At 60.9% G+C, this 24,486-nt stretch carries 26 protein-coding genes; 23 read left to right on the top strand and 3 right to left on the bottom strand.

Features of this window, described 5'->3' with window-relative positions:
• Window positions 1–38 precede the first annotated feature (38 nt).
• The 3 genes from eno to ispD all read left to right on the top strand — a co-directional run bounded on the left by eno (window position 39) and on the right by ispD (window position 2,469).
• Window positions 39–1,328 (top strand): phosphopyruvate hydratase, encoded by a 1,290-nt coding sequence (gene eno, locus H9642_RS14480; RefSeq protein ID WP_251837162.1) that lies wholly within the window; start codon window positions 39–41, stop codon window positions 1,326–1,328.
• Between the two features lie 158 nt (window positions 1,329–1,486).
• Window positions 1,487–1,768 (top strand): cell division protein FtsB, encoded by a 282-nt coding sequence (gene ftsB, locus H9642_RS14475; protein ID WP_251837161.1) that lies wholly within the window; start codon window positions 1,487–1,489, stop codon window positions 1,766–1,768.
• Entirely contained in the window at window positions 1,765–2,469 is a 705-nt protein-coding gene (gene ispD / locus H9642_RS14470; protein ID WP_251837160.1) for a 2-C-methyl-D-erythritol 4-phosphate cytidylyltransferase, read from the top strand. Before ftsB ends, ispD begins: the two co-directional genes overlap by 4 nt.
• On the opposite strand, the gene H9642_RS14465 is transcribed toward ispD, so the two are convergent.
• On the bottom strand, window positions 2,420–3,367 hold the full coding sequence (locus H9642_RS14465) for a LysR substrate-binding domain-containing protein (protein ID WP_251837159.1): 948 nt from the start codon (window positions 3,365–3,367) through the stop codon (window positions 2,420–2,422). The genes ispD and H9642_RS14465 overlap by 50 nt on opposite strands.
• A 122-nt stretch (window positions 3,368–3,489) precedes the next feature.
• Here H9642_RS14465 and H9642_RS14460 point away from each other — a divergent pair, with 122 nt between their 5' ends.
• From H9642_RS14460 to rpoS, 9 genes are all read left to right on the top strand, one after another.
• Entirely contained in the window at window positions 3,490–4,605 is a 1,116-nt protein-coding gene (locus H9642_RS14460) for an S-(hydroxymethyl)glutathione dehydrogenase/class III alcohol dehydrogenase (protein WP_251837158.1), read from the top strand.
• Between the two features lie 94 nt (window positions 4,606–4,699).
• Window positions 4,700–5,542: an S-formylglutathione hydrolase gene (gene fghA / locus H9642_RS14455; protein WP_286010348.1), complete on the top strand. Its 843-nt coding sequence runs from the start codon at window positions 4,700–4,702 to the stop codon at window positions 5,540–5,542.
• 194 nt (window positions 5,543–5,736) lie between these two features.
• Complete coding sequence (ispF, locus tag H9642_RS14450) at window positions 5,737–6,210, top strand: 2-C-methyl-D-erythritol 2,4-cyclodiphosphate synthase (protein WP_251837157.1); 474 nt, start codon at window positions 5,737–5,739, stop codon at window positions 6,208–6,210.
• The gene (truD, locus tag H9642_RS14445) at window positions 6,207–7,265 is read left to right on the top strand and encodes a tRNA pseudouridine(13) synthase TruD (RefSeq protein WP_251837156.1); all 1,059 of its coding nucleotides are present in this window, start codon (window positions 6,207–6,209) and stop codon (window positions 7,263–7,265) included. Before ispF ends, truD begins: the two co-directional genes overlap by 4 nt.
• The gene (surE, locus tag H9642_RS14440; protein WP_251837155.1) at window positions 7,253–8,002 is read left to right on the top strand and encodes a 5'/3'-nucleotidase SurE; all 750 of its coding nucleotides are present in this window, start codon (window positions 7,253–7,255) and stop codon (window positions 8,000–8,002) included. Before truD ends, surE begins: the two co-directional genes overlap by 13 nt.
• 41 nt (window positions 8,003–8,043) lie before the next feature.
• A complete protein-coding gene (locus tag H9642_RS14435) occupies window positions 8,044–8,679 on the top strand; it encodes a protein-L-isoaspartate(D-aspartate) O-methyltransferase (RefSeq protein WP_251837189.1) in 636 nt (211 codons plus the stop codon).
• 18 nt (window positions 8,680–8,697) lie between these two features.
• The gene (locus tag H9642_RS14430) at window positions 8,698–9,633 is read left to right on the top strand and encodes a polyprenyl-phosphate transporter (RefSeq protein WP_251837154.1); all 936 of its coding nucleotides are present in this window, start codon (window positions 8,698–8,700) and stop codon (window positions 9,631–9,633) included.
• Window positions 9,634–9,723: 90 nt separating this feature from the next.
• A complete protein-coding gene (locus tag H9642_RS14425) occupies window positions 9,724–10,539 on the top strand; it encodes a peptidoglycan DD-metalloendopeptidase family protein (RefSeq protein WP_433962709.1) in 816 nt (271 codons plus the stop codon).
• Between the two features lie 93 nt (window positions 10,540–10,632).
• Window positions 10,633–11,634 (top strand): RNA polymerase sigma factor RpoS, encoded by a 1,002-nt coding sequence (gene rpoS, locus H9642_RS14420; RefSeq protein ID WP_251837153.1) that lies wholly within the window; start codon window positions 10,633–10,635, stop codon window positions 11,632–11,634.
• Between the two features lie 179 nt (window positions 11,635–11,813).
• Here rpoS and fdxA read toward each other — a convergent pair whose 3' ends face one another.
• Together fdxA and mutS are read right to left on the bottom strand one after the other, a co-directional pair.
• A complete protein-coding gene (gene fdxA / locus H9642_RS14415; RefSeq protein ID WP_251837152.1) occupies window positions 11,814–12,137 on the bottom strand; it encodes a ferredoxin FdxA in 324 nt (107 codons plus the stop codon).
• Window positions 12,138–12,274: 137 nt separating this feature from the next.
• Entirely contained in the window at window positions 12,275–14,848 is a 2,574-nt protein-coding gene (mutS, locus tag H9642_RS14410) for a DNA mismatch repair protein MutS (protein WP_251837151.1), read from the bottom strand.
• Window positions 14,849–14,977: 129 nt separating this feature from the next.
• Between mutS and H9642_RS14405 the strand changes: the two genes are divergently transcribed.
• The 11 genes from H9642_RS14405 (at window position 14,978) to H9642_RS14355 (ending at window position 24,484) form a co-directional block, all read left to right on the top strand.
• On the top strand, window positions 14,978–15,478 hold the full coding sequence (locus H9642_RS14405) for a CinA family protein (RefSeq protein ID WP_251837150.1): 501 nt from the start codon (window positions 14,978–14,980) through the stop codon (window positions 15,476–15,478).
• An 85-nt stretch (window positions 15,479–15,563) separates the two neighbouring features.
• The gene (recA, locus tag H9642_RS14400) at window positions 15,564–16,637 is read left to right on the top strand and encodes a recombinase RecA (protein WP_251837149.1); all 1,074 of its coding nucleotides are present in this window, start codon (window positions 15,564–15,566) and stop codon (window positions 16,635–16,637) included.
• 11 nt (window positions 16,638–16,648) lie between these two features.
• Window positions 16,649–17,113 (top strand): recombination regulator RecX, encoded by a 465-nt coding sequence (recX, locus tag H9642_RS14395; protein WP_251837148.1) that lies wholly within the window; start codon window positions 16,649–16,651, stop codon window positions 17,111–17,113.
• A 396-nt stretch (window positions 17,114–17,509) separates the two neighbouring features.
• Window positions 17,510–17,917 (top strand): flagellar basal body rod protein FlgB, encoded by a 408-nt coding sequence (gene flgB, locus H9642_RS14390; protein ID WP_251837147.1) that lies wholly within the window; start codon window positions 17,510–17,512, stop codon window positions 17,915–17,917.
• A 3-nt stretch (window positions 17,918–17,920) separates the two neighbouring features.
• Entirely contained in the window at window positions 17,921–18,367 is a 447-nt protein-coding gene (flgC, locus tag H9642_RS14385; RefSeq protein ID WP_251837146.1) for a flagellar basal body rod protein FlgC, read from the top strand.
• Between the two features lie 14 nt (window positions 18,368–18,381).
• Entirely contained in the window at window positions 18,382–19,059 is a 678-nt protein-coding gene (locus tag H9642_RS14380) for a flagellar hook assembly protein FlgD (protein ID WP_251837145.1), read from the top strand.
• Window positions 19,060–19,083: 24 nt separating this feature from the next.
• Window positions 19,084–20,385: a flagellar hook protein FlgE gene (flgE, locus tag H9642_RS14375; protein WP_251837144.1), complete on the top strand. Its 1,302-nt coding sequence runs from the start codon at window positions 19,084–19,086 to the stop codon at window positions 20,383–20,385.
• Window positions 20,386–20,792: 407 nt separating this feature from the next.
• Window positions 20,793–21,533 (top strand): flagellar basal body rod protein FlgF, encoded by a 741-nt coding sequence (locus tag H9642_RS14370; RefSeq protein WP_251837143.1) that lies wholly within the window; start codon window positions 20,793–20,795, stop codon window positions 21,531–21,533.
• 42 nt (window positions 21,534–21,575) lie between these two features.
• A complete protein-coding gene (gene flgG / locus H9642_RS14365; protein WP_251837142.1) occupies window positions 21,576–22,361 on the top strand; it encodes a flagellar basal-body rod protein FlgG in 786 nt (261 codons plus the stop codon).
• Window positions 22,362–22,422: 61 nt separating this feature from the next.
• On the top strand, window positions 22,423–23,112 hold the full coding sequence (gene flgH / locus H9642_RS14360; protein WP_251837141.1) for a flagellar basal body L-ring protein FlgH: 690 nt from the start codon (window positions 22,423–22,425) through the stop codon (window positions 23,110–23,112).
• Between the two features lie 271 nt (window positions 23,113–23,383).
• Window positions 23,384–24,484 (top strand): flagellar basal body P-ring protein FlgI, encoded by a 1,101-nt coding sequence (locus tag H9642_RS14355; RefSeq protein WP_251837140.1) that lies wholly within the window; start codon window positions 23,384–23,386, stop codon window positions 24,482–24,484.
• Window positions 24,485–24,486 lie beyond the last annotated feature (2 nt).

Here is a 24,486-nt window from a genome sequence, read left to right as displayed (position 1 = left end):
GCCTCGGGCTTTACTCAACCTTTGGAGCAATAACGAGCATGGCAAAAATCGTCGACATCAAGGGCCGCGAGGTTCTGGACTCCCGCGGTAATCCGACCGTGGAAGCCGACGTGGTTCTCGACAACGGCATCGTGGGCAGTGCCTGTGCACCGTCCGGCGCCTCCACCGGTTCGCGCGAAGCGCTGGAACTGCGTGATGGCGACAAGAGCCGTTACCTGGGCAAGGGTGTGCTGAAGGCCGTGGCCAATATCAATGGCCCGATCCGCTCCCTGCTGCTGGGCAAGAACCCCATCGACCAGGCGGCCCTCGACCGGGCCATGATCGAACTCGACGGCACCGAGAACAAGGCCAAGCTGGGCGCCAACGCCATCCTCGCCGTATCCCTGGCCGCTGCCAAGGCTGCTGCCCAGGATCAGGACCTGCCGCTCTACGCGCACATCGCCAACCTGAACGGCACGCCCGGCCAGTACTCCATGCCGGTGCCGATGATGAACATCATCAACGGTGGCGAGCATGCCGACAACAACGTCGACATTCAGGAGTTCATGGTTCAGCCGGTCGGCGCCAAGACCTTCTCCGACGCGCTGCGCATGGGCACGGAAATCTTTCATCACCTCAAGGCTGTGCTCAAGGCACGTGGCCTGAGCACTTCCGTCGGTGATGAAGGTGGCTTTGCGCCGAACCTGGCGTCCAACGAAGATGCCCTGGCGGCCATCGCCGAAGCCGTCGCCAATGCCGGCTATAAGCTCGGTAACGACGTGACCCTGGCACTGGACTGCGCTTCGAGCGAGTTTTACGAAGACGGCACCTACGACCTGGCCGGCGAAGGCAAGAAGTTCGACGCCGCCGGTTTCGCCGATTATCTCGCCGACCTGAGCCAGCGCTACCCGATCATTTCCATCGAAGATGGCATGGACGAGTCCGACTGGGCGGGCTGGAAGGTGTTGACCGACAAGATCGGTGAGAAGGTACAACTGGTCGGTGACGACCTGTTCGTGACCAACACCAAGATTCTCAAGGAAGGCATTGACAAGGGCATCGGCAACTCGATCCTGATCAAGTTCAACCAGATTGGCTCGCTGACCGAGACCCTGGAAGCCATCCAGATGGCCAAGGCCGCCGGTTACACCGCGGTAATTTCCCACCGTTCGGGTGAAACCGAGGACAGCACCATTGCCGACCTGGCCGTAGGCACTGCCGCCGGTCAGATCAAGACCGGCTCCCTGTGCCGTTCCGACCGCGTCTCCAAGTACAACCAGCTGCTGCGCATTGAAGAGCAGTTGGGTGGCAAGGCGCCCTACAAGGGTCGTGCCGAGTTCCGCGGCTGATTTGGCAACCGGTATAAAAGAGGGCAGCGCAAGCTGCCCTTTTTTATCCAGATCACAACGGGGACTGGTCTTTTGCCGTGCGCAAAGGCTAAGTTAGCCCCGTTCCACTTGCAGCCGCTGGTGCTGTACTTCCGGTACCCCGCGATCCTGGACCCGTTATGTCGAAACCACCGTTCTGGTTGTTTGCCCTGCTAGTGCTGATGCTCGGCGCGTTGCAATATCGTCTGTGGATGGGGGATGGCGGCTTTGCGGAAATCAATGAGTTAAACCAGCAGATCGCGACCCAGCAAAACGAGAATGAGCGCTTGCTGGAACGCAATCGCATTCTCGAAGCTGAAGTGCTGGAACTCAAACGAGGCCTGGAAACCGTTGAAGAGCGGGCCCGACACGAACTTGGCATGGTGAAAGAGGGCGAAACCCTTTTTCAGCTCACAGAATGACTGATTTGAAGTTGCCGGCCTTCTGGGCCGTGATTCCGGCTGCCGGTGTCGGCAGTCGCATGCGGGCCGATCGGCCCAAGCAGTATCTGACGCTGGCCGGGCGGAGCATTCTCGAGCACACCCTGGAATGCTTTCTCGATCATCCGCACTTGTTGGGGCTGGTGCTCAGCCTGGCGGCGGACGATCCCTACTGGCCCCAGCTACCTTGTGCCCAGGACCCACGCATTCAGCGCGCCAACGGCGGTGCCGAACGCGTTGATTCGGTGTTCAATGCCTTGCTGCGTCTGGAAGAGCTGGGCGCGCAAGCCGATGACTGGGTGCTGGTCCATGATGCCGCGCGACCCAACCTGGCACGCGCCGATCTGGACAATCTGCTCGGCGCGCTGGCCAACGATCCGGTGGGCGGTTTGCTCGCCGTACCGGCGCGCGACACCTTGAAGCGGGCCGGCGAGGATGGACGAGTTCGCGAGACCATCGACCGTTCCGTGGTCTGGCAAGCCTATACCCCGCAGATGTTTCGCCTCGGTGCCTTGCAGCATGCACTGGCCGATGCACAGGTCGCCGGCGTGGCGGTCACCGACGAGGCCTCGGCGATGGAGTGGGCCGGGCAGGCGCCACGCCTGATCGAGGGGCGTGCCGACAACCTCAAGATTACCCGCCCGGAAGATCTGCAGTGGCTGGCGCAGCGCTGGAAGCAGTGAGAATGCCTTCAGGCGAGCGCTCGGCATCCTGCCTCAGCCCGCTTTTCAGTACGTCAATCAACAGGCGCACTTTGGCTGACAGCAGGCGTCTCTGCGGGTACACCGCCCAAACCGCGCTGTGGGGTGGCTGGTTGGCTTCCAGTAACGAGACCAGTTCGCCCCGCCGCAAAGGTGCACGCACGTAGTAGTCCGGCAACTGACACAGGCCGAAGCCGCGCAGGGCGGCGTCCAGCACCGCCTCGCCACTGTTGCAACGCCAATTGCCCTGCGGCTTGAAGGGATGCTCGCGACCGTCCTGCTCGAACAGCCAGGTGTCGCCGGTACCCACCAGGCAATTGTGCCGGGTCAACTCCGACAGACTGTGCGGCCGGCCATAGCGTTCCAGGTAAGCCGGCGCGGCGCACAGGTACATGGCACGCGGAGCGAGTCGCGTGGCGACCAGGCTGGAGTCGTTCAGTCGGCCCAGGCGAATGGCCAGATCGAAGCCTTCCTGCACCAGATCGAGAGTGCGGTTGGTCAGTTCGATTTCCACCCGCAGTTTGGGATGCTGCGCCATGAACTGGTTAACCAACGGCACGATAAAGCGCTCGCCATAGGTCACCGCGCACGTCATGCGCAGTAATCCGCTGGGCACGCTTTGCAATTCGCCGAGGGCATTGATCGCCTCATCGCGTTCCTCGATCAGCCGCTGGCAACGGCTCAAAAAAGTCTGCCCGGCTTCGGTCAGCGAAACCCGCCGCGTCGTGCGGTAGAGCAGCCGGGTCTGCAGGCGTTCTTCCAGGCGCGCAACCTGGCGGCTGACCTGTGAGGATGACAGGCGCAACCGCTCGGCTGCGCGTAAGAAACTCCCGCATTCTGCAACCGCGACGAATTCATCCAAGCCATCCCAGCGGCTCACGAGCAAGCTTCCTTCATGGATAATCCCTGTATGGCAATAATGTATTCCTGGATTGCAGATTATCCCTGATTCGCTGTGAATTACACTTGGACTCTTTCCATCCCTCACTACGAGACGTGTCCATGACCATCAAATCCCGTGCCGCCGTTGCCTTCGGGCCGAACCAGCCGCTGCAGATCGTCGAAGTCGATGTCGCCCCGCCGAAAGCCGGTGAAGTGCTGGTGCGCATCGTCGCCACCGGCGTGTGCCACACCGACGCCTACACGCTGTCCGGGCAGGATTCCGAAGGCGTGTTCCCCTGCATCCTGGGGCACGAGGGCGGCGGCATTGTCGAGGCGGTGGGTGAAGGGGTCACCTCGCTGGCCGTGGGCGATCATGTCATTCCGCTGTACACCGCCGAGTGCGGCGAGTGCAAATTCTGCAAGTCCGGCAAAACCAACTTGTGCAGCGCGGTACGTGCCACCCAGGGCAAGGGTCTGATGCCGGACGGTACCACGCGCTTCTCCTACAACGGCGAGCCGGTCTACCACTACATGGGCTGCTCGACCTTCTCCGAGTACACCGTTTTGCCGGAGGTGTCGCTGGCCAAGATTCCCCAGGAGGCACCGCTGGAGAAGGTGTGCCTGCTCGGTTGTGGCGTGACCACTGGCATCGGCGCGGTCCTCAACACCGCCAAGGTGGAAGAGGGCGCCACCGTGGCGATCTTCGGTCTGGGCGGTATTGGTCTGGCGGCAATCATCGGCGCGAAGATGGCCAAGGCCAGCCGCATCATCGCCATCGACATCAATCCGGCCAAGTTCGATGTGGCCCGCGAGCTGGGCGCCACCGATTTCGTCAACCCGAAGGATCATGCCAAGCCGATCCAGGACGTGATCGTGGAAATGACTGACGGCGGCGTGGATCACAGTTTCGAGTGCGTGGGCAACGTGGATCTGATGCGTGCCGCCTTGGAATGCGCGCATAAGGGTTGGGGCGAGTCGACCATCATCGGCGTGGCACCTGCCGGCGCGGAAATCAGCACCCGGCCGTTCCAGCTGGTGACCGGGCGCGTGTGGCGCGGTTCGGCGTTCGGTGGCGTCAAAGGCCGCACTGAGCTGCCCAGCTACGTGGAGAAGTCCCGGACCGGCGAGATCCCGCTGGATACCTTCATCACTCACACCATGGGTCTTGAAGAGATCAACAAGGCGTTTGATCTGATGCACGAAGGCAAGAGCATCCGCACCGTCATCCATTTCTGATCCGTAGGGTGGATAACGCCGTCGCCAGACGGCTTATCCACCTGGGAGTGGTGGAAAACGCTTCGCGGTTTTCCACCCTACGAGAGGCATACCCATGACCCTTGAAAACATTTCCTGCAACAAGAGCTTCGGTGGCTGGCACAAACGTTACCGCCACCGCTCCAGCAGCCTGAACTGCGACATGGTATTTGCCGTCTACCTGCCGCCGCAGGCGGAGCAGGGCGCCAAGCTGCCGGTACTGTACTGGCTGAGCGGTCTTACCTGTTCGGATGAGAACTTCATGCAGAAGGCCGGCGCCCACAAGCTGGCCGCCGAACTGGGGTTGATCATTGTTGCGCCGGACACCAGCCCGCGCGGGGCCGAGGTGCCGGACGATCCCGAAGGCGCTTGGGATTTCGGTCTAGGCGCCGGTTTCTACGTGAATGCCACCCAGCAACCCTGGGCCCGGCACTACCGTATGTATGACTACGTGGTGCACGAGCTGCCCACGCTGATCGAGGCGAATTTCCCGGCCTCGGACAAACGCGGAATCAGCGGCCATTCCATGGGCGGCCATGGGGCATTGGTCTGCGCGCTGAAGAACCCAGGACGTTACCAATCGGTGTCGGCCTTTGCACCAATCGCCAACCCGTCCAACTGCCCCTGGGGTGAAAAGGCCTTCTCTAACTATCTGGGCGACGATCGTTCCGTATGGCAAGACTGGGATACCTGCGCGCTGCTCACGCGAGCCAACGAGAAATTGGCGATGCTGGTGGATCAGGGCGACCGTGATGATTTCCTGGAAGTCCAACTCAAGCCGGAGGTGCTGCGCGCCGCTGCCGAAGCGGCCGGGCATGAACTGACCCTGCGTCTGCAGCCTGGTTATGACCACAGCTATTACTTCATCGCCAGTTTTATTGACGATCACCTGCGTTACCACGCGGAAAAGCTGGTTTAGTTTAAGGCTGTCGTAGGAGCGGACTCGCCCGCGAGGCAGACGATACCGTGGTGTGTGTGGAATCGCGATCGAGCGCGCTCCTACGCTTGAATGCCTATGGGCCTGGCACGCGCGTCTTTGCAACGCGCGCCCAACCGGCGCCCAGGCCCGCTTTCGGTTAGAATCACGCCCTGTCTTTTGCAGGGTTTTCCATTATGCGTATCGGTCACGGCTACGACGTACATCGCTTTGGCGAAGGTGATTTCATCACCCTCGGTGGTCTGCGAATTCCCCATAAGTACGGGCTGCTCGCCCATTCCGACGGCGACGTGGTGCTGCATGCGCTGAGCGATGCGCTGTTGGGCGCCGCGGCGCTGGGCGATATCGGCAAGCATTTTCCGGACACCGACCCAGCCTACAAGGGCGCCGACAGCCGCGTGCTGCTGCGTCATGTGCTCAAGCAGGTGCAGGCCAAAGGTTGGCGGGTCGGCAATGTCGACGCCACCATCGTTGCCCAGGCACCGAAACTGGCGCCGCATATCGAAGCCATGCGTGCGCTGATCGCCGAAGACCTGCAGGTCGAGCTCGATCAGGTCAACGTCAAGGCCACCACCACCGAGAAGCTCGGCTTCGTCGGGCGCGAGGAGGGGATCGCCGTACATGCCGTAGCCCTGTTGCTGGCGCAATGAACGAACTGGAGTTGCTCGGGCCACGCGCCTACGGGGAATCCTGCGGCCAGGCCGTGCTCAAGGAAACCGCCGAGGATTTCCAGGTTGATGAGGTGCTTGATATCCCGCTCAGCGGCGCTGGCGAGCATCTCTGGTTGTGGGTTGAAAAGCGCAACCTGAACACCGAAGAAGCCGCGCGGAGAATTGCCCGCGCCGCAGGCGTGCCACTCAAGCTGGTCAGCTACGCCGGCCTGAAGGATCGTCAGGCGCTGACTCGGCAATGGTTTAGCTTGCATTTGCCCGGCAAGACCGACCCTGATCTGAGCGCCGCCGAAGACGAAACGTTGCATCTGCTCAAACAGGTTCGCCACAGTCGCAAGCTGCAGCGCGGCGCCCATGCGGCCAATGGCTTCACGCTGCGCCTGACGCACCTGCGGGCCGATCACGCTGAGCTGGATGCCCGCTTGCAGCGCATCAAGGCCGAAGGTGTGCCGAACTACTTTGGCCTGCAGCGCTTCGGGTTTGACGGCGGCAACGTCCTGCAGGCGCGGGATTTTGCTGCGCGTCAGGAATTGCCCGTGCAGCGCAACCTGCGCTCACGGTTGCTCTCCTCGGCACGCAGTTATGTATTCAACCGAGTGCTGGCACGCCGGGTGGACGAAGGCACCTGGGATCGTGCCCAGATCGGCGATCTGCTGGCCTTCACCGACAGCCGCAGTTTCTTTCCGGCGGGAGAAGCTGAATGTCAGGATCCGCGCCTGGCCATTCTCGATCTGCATCCCACCGGACCGCTGTGGGGCGAAGGCAAGCCGGAAAGCAGCGGGTCGAGCCTGGCGCTGGAGCAGGCCGTCGCAGCGAGCGAGGAAGAGCTGTGTGCCTGGCTGCAGAAGGCGGGCATGAACCATGAGCGGCGAATCCTGCGCCTCCCCATTGGCGACCTGACATGGCATTATCCCGCGTCTGACATTCTGCAACTGCACTTCGTCCTGCCGGCCGGATGTTTCGCCACCGTTGTGGTGCGTGAACTGCTAGATCTGTTGCCCGCGGGACCGATGGATTCTTCATGCGTATTCTGATTGCCAATGATGACGGGGTGCATGCGCCCGGACTTGCCGCGCTGCACGATGCGCTGGCCGATTATGCCGAGTGCGTGGTGGTTGCACCCATGCAAGATATGAGTGGTGCGAGCAGCTCGCTGACCCTGGACCGGCCGCTGCATCCGCACTGGATGCCCAATGGTTTCATCGGGGTTGACGGGACGCCCGCTGATTGCGTCCATCTGGCTCTCAACGGCTTGCTCGACGTGCGGCCCGACATGGTGGTTTCCGGGATTAACCTGGGCGCCAACCTCGGCGACGATGTGCTGTACTCCGGTACGGTCGCTGCGGCTATTGAAGGGCGCTCCACCGGTTTGCCACCGTTTGCCTTCTCGCTGGTGTCGCGACTGCCGGACAATTTGCCTTGCGCAGCGCACATCGCGCGAACGCTGATTGCCAACCATGAGCGCCTGGACCTGCCGCCACGCACGGTGCTGAGTGTGAATATTCCCAATCTGCCACTGGAGCGTATCCGGGGTATTCGCCTGACTCGGCTCGGGCATCGGGCGCAGGCCAAGCCGCCGGTCAAGGTGGTGAATCCACGCGGCAAGGAAGGCTACTGGATTTCCGTGGCGGGCGACGCCGAAGACGGCGGACCGGGCACAGACTTCCATGCGGTGATGCAAGGGTATGTGTCGGTGACCCCGTTGCAGCTGGATAGGACGTTTCATGAGGCCTTCCGTGGTCTCGACACCTGGCTGGAGGACTTGCTGTGATCAACCGCGAGCACGATGGCCTGGCGCGCCGCGGCATCGGCATGACGTCGCAACGTACCCGTGAGCGTTTGATTCAGCGCCTCTACGAGGAAGGGTTGTCCAACGCCCACGTTCTGGAAGTCATTCGTCGCACGCCGCGCCATCTGTTTGTTGACGAGGCGCTGGCGCATCGTGCCTATGAAGATACGGCGCTGCCCATCGGCCACAATCAGACCATCTCGCAACCCTACATGGTCGGACGCATGACCGAGCTGTTGTTGGCTGCTGGTCCTCTGGACAAGGTGCTGGAAATCGGCACCGGTTCCGGTTATCAGACGGCTGTGCTGGCCCAGCTGGTCGAACGCGTGTTCTCGGTCGAACGTATCCAGGGGCTGCAGGACCGTGCCAAGGAGCGCCTGCTCGAACTGGAGTTGCGTAACGTGGTGTTTCGCTGGGGCGATGGCTGGGAGGGCTGGCCTGCGCTGGCGCCCTACAATGGCATCATTGTCACGGCTGCAGCCAGTACCGTCCCGCAGGCGTTGCTCGATCAGTTGGCGCCGGGTGGACGTCTGGTGATTCCGGTGGGTAGCGGCGTTGAGCAGCAGTTGTTATTGATCGTGCGCGAGGAGCATGGTTTTTCCCGCCACGTACTGGATGCTGTGCGTTTCGTCCCCTTGCTCAACGGGCCGCTGGCCTGACTCTCGCCACGGAAGATCATGAAGAAAACCATTCTGCTGTACATCAAGGGCATGGCCATGGGCGCCGTTGATGTGGTGCCCGGTTTTTCCGGTGGCACTGTCGCGTTGATCACCGGCATCTACGACAAGTTGCTGGCCTCGCTGGCCGCGATTCCCGCCGCGTTAGCCCTGTTTGTACGGGGGCGAATCAAGGGTGCCTGGCAGGCGTGTAACGCTACGTTCTTGCTGGTGGTGATGCTTGGCGTTCTGACCAGCGTATTCACACTGGCCAAAGCCATCAGCTATCTGATGGATACCCATCCGGTACCGTTGTGGGCGTTCTTCTTTGGCCTGGTGCTGGTATCGGTCCACCTGGTGGGGCGCGAAGTGGTCTCGTGGAGCTGGAACCGCATGTTGGGCTTTGTCGTGGGCCTGGCGCTGGCGGTGTGGATTACCCTAGCGGCACCGTTGCAACTGGCGGCAGATCCGCTGACGCTGTTCTTTGCCGGCGCGATTGCCATCAGTGCGATGATCCTTCCGGGGATCTCCGGCAGCTTCATTCTGGTACTGCTTGGCTTGTACCCGGTAGTGCTGGGCGCGGTGAAAAACCTGGATATCGCTATCCTTGCGGTATTCAGTGCCGGCTGCTTGTTGGGCTTGCTGAGCTTTTCCCGGCTGCTGAGCTGGATGCTGGCGCATGTGCGTGACCTTACCCTGGCTACGCTGACGGGCATCATGCTCGGTTCGCTGGGCAAAGTCTGGCCGTGGAAGCACACCCTGACTTGGCAGACCAACAGCCGCGGTGAGTCCTATCCGTTACTGCAGGAGAACCTTATGCCGGCTGGGTATGCACAAGTCAGTGGTCAGGATCCTCAGGTGATATTGGCGCTTGTGCTGGCTGTGCTGGCTGTGGGAATGGTCCTGGGTATCGAGCGTCTGGCCAGGCAGCAATCCGTGGCGGCAGCTGAGCAGTGAACGCCCCTATTGAAGTGCCTCGCATGAGGCCAGGAGAGTGACCGTTTGAATCCCTCTGGGAGCGCGCGAAACGTTAGCAAGCTGGCTGGCTTGGCATTGGTCATTGCTGGCCTGCAGCTCGCTGGCTGTGCATCGCCTCCTCCTGGTGGGGTGCCGGTCATTGATCGCAATCAGAGTGCCTATCTGCGCGAGCCACTTCGGCGAGGCCAGCATCGGGTGCAGTCAGGCGAAACGCTCTATTCGATCGCGTTTCGCTTCGGTTGGGACTGGAAAGCCCTGGCGCAACATAATCGCATTCCGCCACCTTATGTGATCTATCCTGGGCAGACCATTCGCTTTTCGGGTGCGAGCAAGGGCAGCCAATCGGCGATCCGACAAACGGTTGCAAAGCCTGTAAGCAAACGGGCTACCACCGCTTCAGCGCAGCCTATAGTTCCCAAGCCAGCCAGTCCGTCCTCTGTAAAACCCACACCTGCTGCGGTTGCCACGCCAACCCCTCAACCGGCCTTGTCGTCGACATCAGCCGCCCGTTCATCTGCTGGATGGGTCTGGCCGTCGGCTGGTGAACTGATTGGGCGGTTTGCTTCAAACGCGAGTTTGAATAAAGGAATTGATATCGCTGGGCAATTAGGACAGCCTGTTTTAGCAGCGTCTGATGGTCTAGTGGTGTACGCCGGGAGTGGTTTGCGGGGCTACGGCGAGTTGTTGATCATCAAGCATGACGACGTCTATGTGAGCGCCTACGGGCACAATCGTAGACTGTTGGTGCGGGAAGGACAGCAGGTCAAGGCCGGGCAGACCATTGCTGAGATGGGATCAACAGGGACGGACCGGGTGAAGCTCCACTTCGAGATTCGCCGCCAGGGTAAACCTGTCGATCCCCAACAATATTTGCCGCGTCGCTAAGATTTGCCGCCCATCCCGCATTGCGGATGGGCTCTGGTACACAAGGAATGCGTGTGCCTGAGCTGTTGTCGAACTCAGTAAGGGACAATAACAATGGCACTCAACAAAGAAGCGCCTGAGTTTGAAGTCGACGACGAAGTGCTCCTTCTGGAGCCTGCTGTCGTTTTCGACGAAACACTGAGCGAAGAAAGCGAAAGACCTGTCGCCAGTTCAAAGGCCAAATCATCAGCAGCAAGACAGCACAAGTACATTGACTATAGTCGTGCACTTGATGCCACACAGTTATATCTCAACGAAATCGGTTTCTCTCCACTGCTGACCCCAGCAGAGGAAGTCTATTTTGCGCGCTTGGCGCAGCGGGGCGACCCGGCTGGACGTAAGCGCATGATCGAAAGCAACTTGCGGCTGGTGGTTAAAATCGCCCGGCGCTACGTCAATCGCGGCCTTTCATTGCTGGATCTGATCGAGGAGGGCAACCTCGGACTGATCCGCGCCGTGGAAAAATTCGACCCCGAGCGCGGGTTCCGATTCTCTACCTACGCCACCTGGTGGATTCGGCAAACCATCGAGCGGGCGATCATGAATCAGACCCGTACCATTCGTTTGCCGATACACGTGGTCAAGGAGCTCAACGTCTATCTGCGCGCCGCGCGCGAGTTGACTCAGAAACTCGACCACGAGCCTTCCCCTGAAGAGATCGCCAACCTACTGGAACGGCCCGTCGCCGATGTAAAGCGTATGCTCGGCCTGAACGAGCGGGTGACCTCCGTCGATGTTTCTCTCGGGCCGGACTCGGACAAGACCCTGCTCGATACACTCACCGATGACCGGCCCACCGACCCCTGTGAACTGCTGCAGGACGACGATCTTTCGCAAAGCATCGACCTGTGGTTGTCGGACCTCACCGAGAAGCAGCGCGAGGTGGTCATACGGCGCTTCGGCTTGCGCGGCCATGAAAGCAGCACATTGGAGGAAGTCGGCAAGGAAATTGGATTGACGCGTGAGCGTGTGCGGCAAATCCAAGTCGAGGCGCTCAAGCGGCTGCGTGAAATACTCGAGAAGAACGGATTGTCCAGCGAGTCGCTGTTCCAGTAGCGCGGCCACGGTCGTCTCGATGTTCTTCACAAAACACCGTTTTCCGTTGTGCGGGAAACGGTGTTTTTTATTGCCGAAGCTAAAAGCCACTTACCGTGCGCAAACACAGCCGCCCCGTCACGGTAAAAAAAACCAAATAAAAAGCCCGCACGAAGCGGGCTTGACAGTACGTGCGCCGATCAGCGCTCCAGGTACTGCAACTTGTCCTTCACGCCGTCCCATTCTTCGGCATCGGGCAGCGATTCTTTCTTCTCGGTGATGTTCGGCCAGACGTCCGCCAAGTCGGCGTTTAGCTCGATGAATTCCTGCTGATCTTCCGGGACTTCATCTTCAGAGAAGATCGCCTGGGCCGGGCATTCCGGCTCGCACAGGGCGCAGTCGATGCACTCGTCGGGGTGAATGACGAGAAAATTGGGGCCTTCGTAGAAGCAGTCTACCGGGCAGACTTCCACGCAATCGGTGTATTTGCACTTGATGCAGTTGTCGGTGACAACGAAGGTCATGTCGATACTCTCCTCTGGCGACGGCTGGAGCCCAGTCTTGGGTAGGGTCCCCGCTTGAATACGGACCGCCGCGGCTCAGGCTATGACCGGGCAATCTTGAAAACGCGCGGGATTCTAGCAGCTCCCAGGCAATGTCGTTAGATGCGTTTCTTCCACCCATAGAGCAGATCCAGCGCTTGACGCGGCGTTAGTCCATCCGGGTCGAGGCGTGAAAGCTCGTCCACCACGGGATGCGGCAGACTGGCGAACATATCGCTTTGCAGCGGTGCGACAGATTGTCCCGGCTGCGCGCGTGGCGTCTCATGAGGCAAGCTGGTGACCTCAAGGCGTGCCAGATGTTCGCGGGCGCGGTCGATCACCGGATTGGGCACTCCGGCCAGTTGCGCCACCGCCAACCCATAACTCTGGCTGGCCGGCCCAGGCAGAACATGGTGCAGGAAGACTATGCGCTCTTTATGTTCAGTGGCGCTGAGGTGCACGTTGGCGACCACCGGCTCGCTCTCGGGCAAGACGGTCAGTTCGAAGTAATGCGTGGCAAACAGCGTCCAGGCGCGCAGCTGAGCCAAGTGTTCCGCAGCGGCCCAGGCCAGGGACAGGCCATCAAAGGTGCTGGTGCCGCGTCCCACTTCATCCATCAGCACCAGGCTACGCTCGCTGGCGTTGTGCAGGATGTTGGCGGTTTCGCTCATCTCCACCATAAAGGTGGAACGCCCGCCCGCCAGGTCATCGCTGGAGCCGATGCGCGTAAAAATGCGGTCAACCATGGACAGTTCGCACTGCGCCGCCGGCACGAAGCTGCCGACATGGGCGAGCAGCACGATCAGCGCGGTCTGGCGCATGTAGGTGGATTTACCGCCCATGTTCGGCCCGGTGATGATCAGCATGCGAGTGCTGTCATCAAGGTTCAGGTCGTTGGCGACAAAGGGTGTGGCCAGGACCTGTTCGACCACCGGATGACGGCCTTGCTCGATGCGCATGCAGGGCTCGTCGACAAACCGTGGGCGATTGAGGTCCAGGGTCAGCGCGCGTTCGCCCAGGTTGCTCAACACATCCAGTTCGGCCAGTGCGGCGGCAGTTTCCTGCAGCGGTGCCAACTGGCCGATGAGGTGTTCCAGCAACTCTTCATAGAGCACTTTCTCACGGGCCAGAGCGCGGCTCTTGGCCGACAGGGCCTTATCCTCGAAGGCCTTCAGCTCGGGCGTGATGAAGCGCTCGGCGCCTTTGAGCGTCTGTCGACGGATATAGTCGGCGGGCGCCTGTTCGGCCTGTTTGCTCGGCAGCTCGATAAAGTAGCCGTGCACTCGGTTGTAGCCAACCTTGAGGTTAGGCAGACCGGTGCGAGCCTTTTCGCGTGCTTCCAGATCCATCAGGTACTGGCCAGCGTTTTCAGACAGCGACAACAGCTCGTCGAGTTCGGTGTCATAGCCGACCTTGAGCACGCCACCGTCACGAATCACCGCTGGCGGGTTGTCGATAATGGCTTTTTGCAGAAGCTCAGCCAGCTCTGGGTAGGTGCGCACATTGTCGGCCAGCTGCAGCAGATGCGGCGCCACCAGGTCCTGCATGGCCAATTGCAGTTCGGGGAGTGCGGCCAACGCATCGCGCAGGCGAGCCAGATCCCGGGGACGGGCATTGCGCAGGCCGATACGCGCCAGGATGCGCTCCACGTCGCCGATTTCCTTGAGGCGGGGCTGCAGGTTTTCGTAGCGGTAATTTTCCAGCAGGCAGGTAATGGCATCCTGGCGGGCTTCCAGCACGGCGCGGTCACGCAACGGACGATTCAGCCAGCGACTGAGTAGGCGGCTGCCCATGGCGGTCTGGCAACGGTCGAGGACTGACTGCAGCGTATTGTCTCGTCCCCCTGACAGGTTGATATCCAGCTCCAGGTTGCGACGGGTGGCTGCGTCGAGGATGACGGTGTCGTCGAGACGCTCATGACGCAGGCCACGCAGGTGGGGCAGGGCCGTGCGCTGGGTTTCCTTGGCGTAAGCCAGCAAACAGCCGGCGGCGCCAATGGCCAGGGTCAGGCCTTCACAACCGAAGCCCTTGAGGTCCTGGGTGGCAAACTGCTGACAGAGGCTCTTGAACGCCGAATCACATTCGAAATCCCAAGGCGCTCGGCGGTGTACGCCCCGGCGCTTTTCCGCCGGCAGGCCTTGCGGCCAGTCATCGGGGATCAACAATTCAGTGGGGTTGAGACGCTCCAGTTCGGCCAGCAGCGGTTCCCAGCCCTTGATTTCCAGTACGCTGAAGCGGCCGCTGGTGATGTCCAGAACCGCCAGACCAAACAGCTTGTCATCCCCGAGCAGGGCGGCCAACAGGTTGTCGCGCCGCTCATCAAGCAACGCTTCGTCGCTGACCGTACCCGGCGTGAGGATGCGCACCACCTGACGTTCCACCGGGCCTTTGCTGGTGGCCGGATCGCCGACTTGCTCGCAGATCACCACCGACTCGCCCAGCTTGACCAGGCGCGCCAGGTAGCCTTCGGCGGAGTGGAAGGGAATGCCGGCCATGGGGATCGCTTGCCCGGCAGACTGTCCGCGTGAGGTCAGTGTGATGTCCAGCAGCTTGGCGGCCTTCTTGGCGTCCTCGTAGAACAGCTCATAGAAGTCCCCCATGCGGTAGAACATCATCTGGTCGGGATGCTGGGTCTTCAGTCTCCAGTACTGTTGCATCATCGGCGTGTGGGCTGAAAAGTCGCTGTGGCTCATGGTGTGGGCAATGTCCGGCTGAATCGCAAAGCCGCCTAGTGTACGGTATTCCCCCTTGAGCCTTTAACCGGGTCTGTTGCGGCTTCGTGTGCGGCTTGCGACAAAATCACTTAGACCTCAGGAGCTGACATGGACGAACTCACTCATTTAGCTCATCGGCTGGGCGCTGAGCTGCAACGCCTTGGCGCGCAGGTCACCACCGCCGAATCGTGCACGGGGGGCGGGATTGCCGAAGCGATCACGCGCATCCCTGGCAGTTCATCCTGGTTCGAAGCCGGCTATGTAACCTATTCCAATAGCCAGAAGATCGCGCAGCTGGGGGTGCCGGCCGCGCTGTTTGCGACGGTCGGCGCGGTCAGTCGCGAGGTGGTGGAGGCCATGGCGCTGGGCGCGGGGCGCTGCAGCGGCGCGCGATTTGCCGTGGCGGTGAGCGGTATTGCCGGGCCGGATGGCGGCACGCCGGACAAGCCGGTCGGTACCGTCTGGTTGGCCTGGGCCGATGGCGCGCAGGTCACGACTCACTGTTATCGTTTTGCCGGCGATCGCGCCGAAGTGCGCCGTCGGTCGGTAGAAGCGGCCTTGCACGGATTGTTGCGACTGGTCATCGGAGAAAATCCCGGCGAGGGGTAGGCGAGTCTTTTTGCCTATGCTCTAATACTGGCTACTTATACAGTTGTTGCGGCCGTCTGGCCCTGTCGAATACGTGAGGAATTCAATGGACGAGAACAAGAAGCGCGCCTTGGCGGCGGCCCTGGGCCAGATCGAGAAGCAGTTTGGCAAGGGCGCGGTGATGCGCATGGGCGATCATGACCGTCAGGCCATTCCGGCCATTTCCACCGGCTCGCTGGGCCTGGATATTGCGCTCGGTATTGGCGGCCTGCCCAAGGGCCGTATCGTGGAAATCTACGGTCCGGAATCCTCGGGTAAAACCACCCTGACCCTGTCGGTGATTGCCGAGGCGCAGAAGATGGGCGCCACCTGTGCCTTCGTCGATGCGGAGCACGCATTGGATCCTGAATACGCCGGCAAGCTCGGCGTGAATGTCGATGACCTGCTCGTCTCGCAGCCGGACACCGGTGAGCAGGCGCTGGAAATCACCGACATGCTGGTGCGCTCCAACGCCATCGACGTGATTGTGGTCGACTCCGTGGCAGCCCTGGTGCCCAAGGCGGAAATCGAAGGTGAAATGGGCGACATGCATGTCGGCCTGCAGGCCCGCCTGATGTCCCAGGCGCTGCGCAAGATTACTGGCAACATCAAGAATGCCAACTGCCTGGTGATCTTCATCAACCAGATCCGCATGAAGATCGGCGTGATGTTCGGCAGCCCGGAAACCACCACCGGTGGTAACGCGTTGAAGTTCTACGCCTCGGTGCGTCTGGATATTCGCCGTACCGGCGCGGTCAAGGAAGGCGATGAGGTGGTTGGCAGCGAAACCCGCGTCAAGGTCGTGAAGAACAAGGTCGCTCCGCCCTTCCGTCAGGCCGAGTTCCAGATCCTCTACGGCAAGGGTATCTACCGCAACGGCGAGATCATCGACCTTGGCGTGCAGCAGGGTCTGGTTGAGAAATCCGGTGCCTGGTACAGCTACCAGGGCAACAAGATCGGCCAGGGCAAGGCGAATGCCGCCAAGTATCTGGAAGACAACCTCGACGTGCGCGAGGCGCTGGACAAGGGCATTCGTGAAAAGCTGCTGGCCGCCCCGGTCAATGTGAAGGCGGGCTCTGGTGCCAAGGCCGAGGCCGACGCAAAGGCTACTGCCAAGGCGGAACTGGCCAGCGACCAGTAATCGTCTGATCTATGGCTATTGTTCTGGATACGCCTGTCGCTGTGCGCCGGGTTGCCATGGACTTGCTGGCGCGCCGCGAACATGGGCGCGCCGAGTTGACCCGCAAACTACGTCAGCGTGGCGCGCCGCCTGAGCTGATCGACAGCGCTCTCGACCGATTGACGGAAGAGGGACTGCTCAATGAGGCGCGTTATCTGGAAAGCTATATCGCCAGTCGCGCCCGCGCCGGGTGTGGCCCGGCGCGAATTCGCGAAGAGCTCAACCAGCGTGGTTTGCCGCGTGCTGAAGTCGAGCAGGCGCTGAGTCAATGCGAGGTGGACTGGACCGAGCAGCTACGCGAGGTCTGGCGGCGCAAGTTCGCCGGTCAGCTGCCGCAGGACGCCAAGGAGCGCGCTCGGCAAGGACGCTTCCTGGCGTATCGTGGTTATCCGCTGGAGCAGATCGGTCGCTTGCTGCGCAATGCGCTGGATGATTGAGATGCGTCTTCTGAGGCCCAGAGCTGCGCAGTTGTAATAAACCCTCTTCGCTGACCTTGTCTTTCTTGGCGAGGTGACCACCTTCACTGCAATCCGAGCCATTGCGCGCGCGCATTGTGGAAGGCTCGACCTCGGGCCGAGCTCTTGCTGTCGGGGCGACATCACTGGTCTTGCGGATGGCGAGTTCGTCACGGGTTTTGCCGCCTTGATTGCCGTCAGGCGGTAAACGCTTGCCGCTATTTTGCTAACCGGGCGCAGTAACGTCCTCCCGGGCTCGCTGAATCATGGCTGTCCATGCAAGTGGCACAATGATTGCTTTATCTCAGTCAGTATCCGCGGTCGGCAATTGTCTGGCGACCGCAGTTCCCTGTCCCAATGATGGGAAAGAGGTTGAGCATGAGCATCAGTTTCGACAAAGCCCTGGGCATTCATGAGAAGGCGTTGAGCTTCCGCTCCCAGCGTGCCGAGGTCTTGGCCAATAACATCGCCAACGCCGACACGCCGCATTACAAGGCGCGTGATGTGGAATTTTCCAGCGTCCTCGCGGCGCAGATGGAGCAGAGCAAAGGCAGCACGTTCAGCCTGAATCGTACCCAGGCCCGCCATATCGAAGGCGAGGGCGTGTCCTTCAGTGAAGCGGCGCTGCAATACCGCACCCCGCATCACCCGTCCATCGACGGCAACACCGTCGATGCACAGGTCGAGCAGGCCAGCTACGCGCAGAACGCCGTGGACTTTCAAGCCAGCTTTACCTTCCTCAACAGTAAATTCAAAGGGCTGATGTCGGCCCTGCGCGGAGAGTAAGCCATGTCGCTGACCAACGTGTTCAACATCGCCGGTAGTGGCATGAGCGCCCAGAGCACCCGTCTGAATACCGTGGCGAGCAACATCGCCAACGCCGAGACCGTGTCCTCCAGCATCGATCAGACCTATCGTGCCCGTAAGCCGGTGTTTGCCACCGTGTTGCACGATGCGACCAATCCCAACGCCAGTCAGTCGCTGTTCGATGAGCGTGGCAATGCCGGCGTCGGTGTGCAGGTCACCGGCATCGTCGAGGACCAGAGCGAGCTGCAGGCCCGCTATGAGCCGAGCCATCCGGCTGCGAACGCGGAAGGCTACGTGTTCTATCCGAACGTCAATGTGGTGGAAGAAATGGCCGACATGATCTCTGCCAGCCGGGCCTTCCAGACCAATGCGGAAATGATGAACACCGCGAAAACCATGATGCAGAAAGTACTGACTCTCGGTCAGTAAGGCGAAGGATCGACATGAGCACTGTCAATAACAACACCGCCCAATCCGTACTGGACCAGTACCAGCACAAACCTGCCGCCAAGACCACTGGCGACAGCGCCATGGGCAAGGATTCCTTTCTGCAGTTGCTGGTCGCGCAGATGGAAAACCAGAACCCGCTGGACCCGCAGGATAACACGGCGTTCGTGGCCCAGTTGGCCCAGTTCAGCAGCCTGGAAAGCATGAATAACCTGAACTCGACGGTGGAGTCCTTCATGGGTTCCTACCAGTCATCCCAGGCGCTGCAGGCCTCCTCCCTGGTGGGTCGTTCGGTGATTGTGCAGAGCGGTCAGGCGCTGGTGGACACGAGCAAGAGCTTCACGGGCAACGTGATCATGCCCGCCAGCGGCAGCAACCTGAATATCAAGGTCTACAACGACAGCGGCGCCGTGGTGAAAACCCTGGAGCTGGGCGAATGGAGCGCAGGCTCCGTGGACTTCATCTGGGATGGCGTCAACAACGCTGGCGATCCAGTGGAGTCGGGCAATTACACCTTTGTCGCCGAGGCGATGATCGATGGCGAAGCCACCGCGCTGCCGACCTTCCTGCCGGCCACCGTCAACAGCGTCACCCTGGGTGGCGGTGAAATGTATTTGAACCTGGCTGGCATGGGGCGCGTACCGCTCTCCAGCGTACAGACCATTGGCCAATAAAACCGATTTCCAAGGAGTTAACTCATGTCGTTCAACGTCGCTCTGAGCGGTCTGGCCGCAGCCAACAAAGATCTCGCCGTCACCGGCAACAACATCGCCAACGTCGCCACCACCGGCTTCAAGGGCTCGCGTGCGGAATTCGCTGACGTGTACTCGGCATCCATCCTCGGTACCGGCGGCAAGGTTGCGGGTGCTGGTGTGCGGACCGCTGCGATTTCTCAGCAGTTCACCCAGGGCAATATCAATAACACAGGCAACAGCCTGGATCTGGCGGTCAATGGCAATGGCTTCTTTGCTCTGAGCGCTCAGGGTCAGATGATGTATACCCGCGCCGGTGAGTTCGGTACGGACAAGGACGGTTATATCGTCAACAGTGCAGGCTATAAGCTGCAGGGCTACGGCATCAACTCCGCGGGCGATATCGTAGCGGGGCAGAAGGTCGACCTGCAGCTGGATAGCAGCAACGTGGCGCCCAAGGCCACGACCCAGATTACCGAAACCCTGAATCTGGATTCCTCGGCGAAGGCAATTACCCTGGCTTTTGATCCGCAAAATACCAATACCTACAACTGGGCAACGTCGGTGCCGATGTACGACTCGCTAGGTAACGCCCACACTATGAGCCAGTACTTCACCAAGACGGCGGGTGGTAATTGGACGATGCAGGTGCTGGTCGATGGGCGTAATCCAGCCGACCCCAGCCAGGAGCCACCAGTGCCTGAGACTGTAGACTTGGTGTTCGACTCCTCCGGAGCCCTGGATACGGCGACGGCTGGTACGCCGGGTATTACTGTCAATGCGGATGGTACTTTTTCGCTGACCAACTGGCTGCCGGGCGAGCAGCGGGCTGATGGTACCTGGGCGGGGAACGGTTCTGCCGCTGTTGCCAGTGTGGACATCGACATGACTAAGATGACCCAGTACAACGCAGTGTCCTCGGTCACCACCCAGACTCAGGATGGCTACGCCACGGGTCAGCTAGCCGGCTTGAATATCGACGAAACGGGCGTGATGTTCGCCAGCTACACCAACGGACAGTCTAAGCAGATCGGCCAAGTGATGCTGGTCAACTTCTCCAACGTCCAAGGTCTCAAGCCGGTTGGCGGGACTGCCTGGCTGGAAACCTACGCTTCAGGCGTGCCGGTGGAGGGTACGGCCAAGACCGGCACCTTTGGCGCCATGCAGGCAGGCGCACTGGAGGAGTCTAACGTCGACCTGACCGCGCAACTGGTGCAGCTCATCAAGGCGCAGAGCAACTACCAGGCCAACGCCAAGACCGTGACCACCGAAAGCACTATCCTGCAGACCACCATTCAGATGGGCTGATGCGGACAGCTTTAAGGAAAGGGACGCCCATGGGCGTCCCTTTTTTTTTGTCATAGATTCATGCAATAACCCTGTCTGTCTGATACGCACCCGCGGGAGGCCCGCGGACGCAGCGACAGCGCTGCACCTATCATTCGGCGCTGCATGACGTGATTTTGTAGGGGGCGAATTTATTCGCCTGGCGCATGGCCTCCAGGCCACGCATCCGCTTTGACACGTACAAAAGCATCGGTTGGGTAGTTCGTCGCCTCTCTCGAAAGTGACGGAAGATTCGGTGTCAGGCGAATGAGTTCCCCGTACCGGCGCCTTTTCCCGTAGGTTCATGCGCTTGCCCCCTTGCCTGGCATGATGTTTGCTAATTCCACTGCAAACTCTGATAAGGCGGCAACAAGCTGCCGGAGGACGCAGTGGACAAGATGCTTTATGTGGCCATGACCGGTGCCAGCCAGAACACGCTGGCGCAACGGGCGCATGCCAACAATTTGGCCAACCTCTCCACCAATGGCTTTCGTCGTGATTTTGAGCAGGCGCGCTCGATGCCGGTGTTCGGCGACAGTTTGCCGGCGCGGGCCTATGCCATGACCGAGCGTCCGGCCACTGACTTCACCCCCGGCGCCTTGCAGGAAACCGGTCGCGACCTGGACATCGCCATCGAGGGCGAGGGCTGGATCGCCGTACAAACACCGCAAGGCGGCGAAGCCTATGTGCGTACCGCCAGCCTGAAGATCGATGCGGTCGGCATCTTGCGTGCCGGCAATGATTTGCCGGTGATGGGCAATGCCGGCCCGGTGGTGATTCCGCCGGAGCAGAAGGTCGAGATCGGTCGCGACGGCACCATCAGCATTCGCGCGCTGGGCGAGAACCCCAACGTGATGGCCGAGGTGGACCGCATCAAGCTGGTCAAGCCTGACTTGCAGCAGATGGAAAAAGGCCTCGACGGCATGATTCACCACAAGAGCGGGCAGCCAGTCGACGCCGATGCGACAGTGCAGGTGGTTTCCGGCTTCCAGGAGACCAGTAACGTCAACGCCGTAGCCGAGATGACCTCGATGCTCGCCTTGTCCCGCCAATTCGAACTGCATATCAAGATGATGCGTACCGCCGAAGATGATGCCGCGGCGATGACCAAGGTCATGCAGATCAGCTAATTATTTGCGACGCCCCTGGGCGTCGATGAAGGAGAACATTCCATGCTTCCGGCTCTGTGGGTAAGTAAAACCGGTCTGTCCGCCCAGGACATGAACCTGACCACCATTTCCAACAACCTGGCCAACGTCTCGACGACGGGCTTCAAGCGCGACCGCGCCGAGTTTCAGGACCTGATGTATCAGGTACGTCGCCAGCCGGGCGCGCAGAACACCCAGGACACCGAGCTGCCTTCGGGGCTGCAACTGGGCACGGGCGTGCGCATCGTCGGCACCCAGAAGAACTTCACCGCCGGCAGCCTGCAGACCACCGAGCAGCCGCTGGACATGGCCATCAACGGCCGTGGTTTCTTCCAGATCCTGATGCCCGACGGCAGTCTGTCCTATACCCGCGACGGCACCTTCCACCTCAACTCCGAAGGCCAGGTGGTCACCGCCAGCGGCTTTCCGGTAGAGCCGGCGATTGTCGTGCCGCCGGAAACCCAGACCTTCAGCGTCGGTGAAGACGGCACCGTTTCCATCGGCCTGGCCGGCGAGGCCGAGCTGCAGGTGATTGGCAACATCCAGACCGCAGACTTCATCAACCCGGCCGGCTTGCAGGCCACCGGTGGCAACCTGTTTCAGGAAACCGCCGCTAGCGGCGCGCCGCAGGTTGGCCAGCCAGGCCTGAACGGGCTGGGCACAGTGCTACAGAGCACCTTGGAGAACTCCAACGTCAGTACCGTTGAAGAGCTGGTGAACATGATCACCACCCAACGTGCCTACGAGATGAATTCCAAGGTCATCTCCACCGCTGACCAGATGCTCGGCTTTGTGACCCAGCAGTTGTAATGCCGTAGGGGCGTGCGCTTGTAAGCCGCGCCCCTCGATCCTTTTGCGAGGTTGCCTCCTGATGCTCCGGCTGTTGTTCTCCCTGACGTTTCTAGCTCTGTTGAGTGGCTGCATGGCACCGCCGGCCAAGCCCAACGAGCCGTATTACGCGCCGGTGCTGCCGCGTACGCCGCTGCCTGTCGAACAGAACAATGGCGCGATCTACCAGTCCGGGTTCGGCATGAACCTGTTCGACGACCGCAAGGCCTACCGGGTCGGTGACATCATCACCATCACCCTCAACGAGAGGACCCAGGCCAGCAAGAGTGCTAACTCCCAGTTGAGCAAAGACAGCAGTGCCAACATTGGCCTGACCTCGTTGTTCGGCGGCGCGGTGTCGGCGACCAATCCGATGACCGGTAATACCATGACCTTGGGCGCGGAATTCGCCGGGGAGCGGGACAACAACGGCTCGGCCAAGGCCGGGCAAAGCAACAGCCTAACTGGCTCGATCACCGTGACTGTGGCCGAAGTGCTGCCCAACGGCATTCTTTCGGTGCGCGGTGAGAAGTGGATGACTCTGAACACTGGCGAAGAGCTGGTACGTATTGCGGGCCTGATCCGCTCCGACGATATCGGCACCGATAACACCGTGTCGTCCACCCGCGTGGCCGATGCGCGCATCACTTACTCAGGCACCGGCGCCTTTGCCGATGCCAGCCAGCCGGGCTGGTTGAGCCGCTTCTTCATGAGCCCAATGTGGCCGTTCTAGGTGACGGAATGAGGTGCTGCAAAGGCTTCGGCCTGGGGGCGCAGGCGATGATGGTTCTGCCGAATGGCTCGTCTGGCATAACCGCTGTAGGGGCGAATTCATTCGCCGTGCGCATGATCACCGAGCCACGCAGCGGCTGCGACAACCACAACGGCATCGGCCGCCTGGTTCGTCGCATCCCCGCAGCAGTCGGAAAACGCGATGCCAGGCGAATGAATTCGCCCCTACTTAACACAGCTACGCACGACAACCGCCGCTTAGGAATTAACCCATGACCAAGTACCTGCTTATTGCGCTCGGCCTGCTGGCCAGCTTCGCCGTGCAGGCCGAGCGGCTCAAGGATATCGCCAGCATCCAGGGCGTGCGATCCAACCAGCTGATCGGTTACGGGCTGGTAGTAGGCCTCAACGGTACCGGCGACCAGACCACGCAAACGCCCTTTACCCTGCAGACCTTCAACAACATGCTCGCCCAGTTCGGCATCAAGGTGCCGCCCAGTGTGGGCAGCGTGCAGCTGAAAAACGTCGCGGCGGTGTCGATCCACGCCGACCTGCCGCCTTTTGCCAAGCCGGGGCAGACCATCGACATCACCGTGTCGTCGATCGGTAACTCGAAAAGCCTGCGCGGTGGCAGCCTGTTGATGGCGCCGCTCAAGGGCATCGACGGCAACATTTACGCGATTGCCCAGGGCAACCTTGTCGTAGGCGGCTTCGATGCCGGCGGCGCGGACGGTTCGCGTATCACCGTCAACGTGCCCTCAGCGGGCCGCATTCCTGGGGGCGCTACCGTCGAGCGCGCGGTGCCGAGCGGTTTCGACCAAGGCACCAGCCTGACCCTCAACCTCAATCGCCCGGACTTCACCACGGCGAAGAACATCGTCGACCGCATTAACGAATTGCTGGGCCCGAATGTCGCCCAGGCGATTGACGGTGGCTCGGTGCGGGTCAGTGCGCCGCTGAACCCCAATCAGCGTGTCGATTACCTGTCGATTCTGGAAAACCTGGAAATCGATCTCGGCCAGGCAGCTGCCAAAGTCGTCATCAATTCGCGCACCGGTACCATCGTCATCGGTCAGAACGTGCGCGTAGCGCCGGCCGCGGTCACCCACGGCAGTCTCACCGTGAGCATCACCGAAGACCCCATCGTCAGTCAGCCAGCACCGTTCTCCGATGGCGAAACCGTGGTGGTGCCACGTTCGAAGGTCAATGCCCAGCAAGAAGTGAAACCGATGTTCAAATTCGCGCCGGGCACCACCCTGGACGAAATCGTCCGTGCGGTGAACCAGGTGGGCGCAGCGCCCAGCGACCTGATGGCCATTCTTGAAGCCCTGAAACAGGCCGGCGCACTGCAAGCCGACCTGATTGTGATCTAAGG

This window comes from Serpens gallinarum (assembly GCF_014836765.1).
GTDB lineage: Bacteria > Pseudomonadota > Gammaproteobacteria > Pseudomonadales > Pseudomonadaceae > Serpens > Serpens gallinarum.
This window is presented reverse-complemented; position numbering and strand designations above follow the sequence as displayed.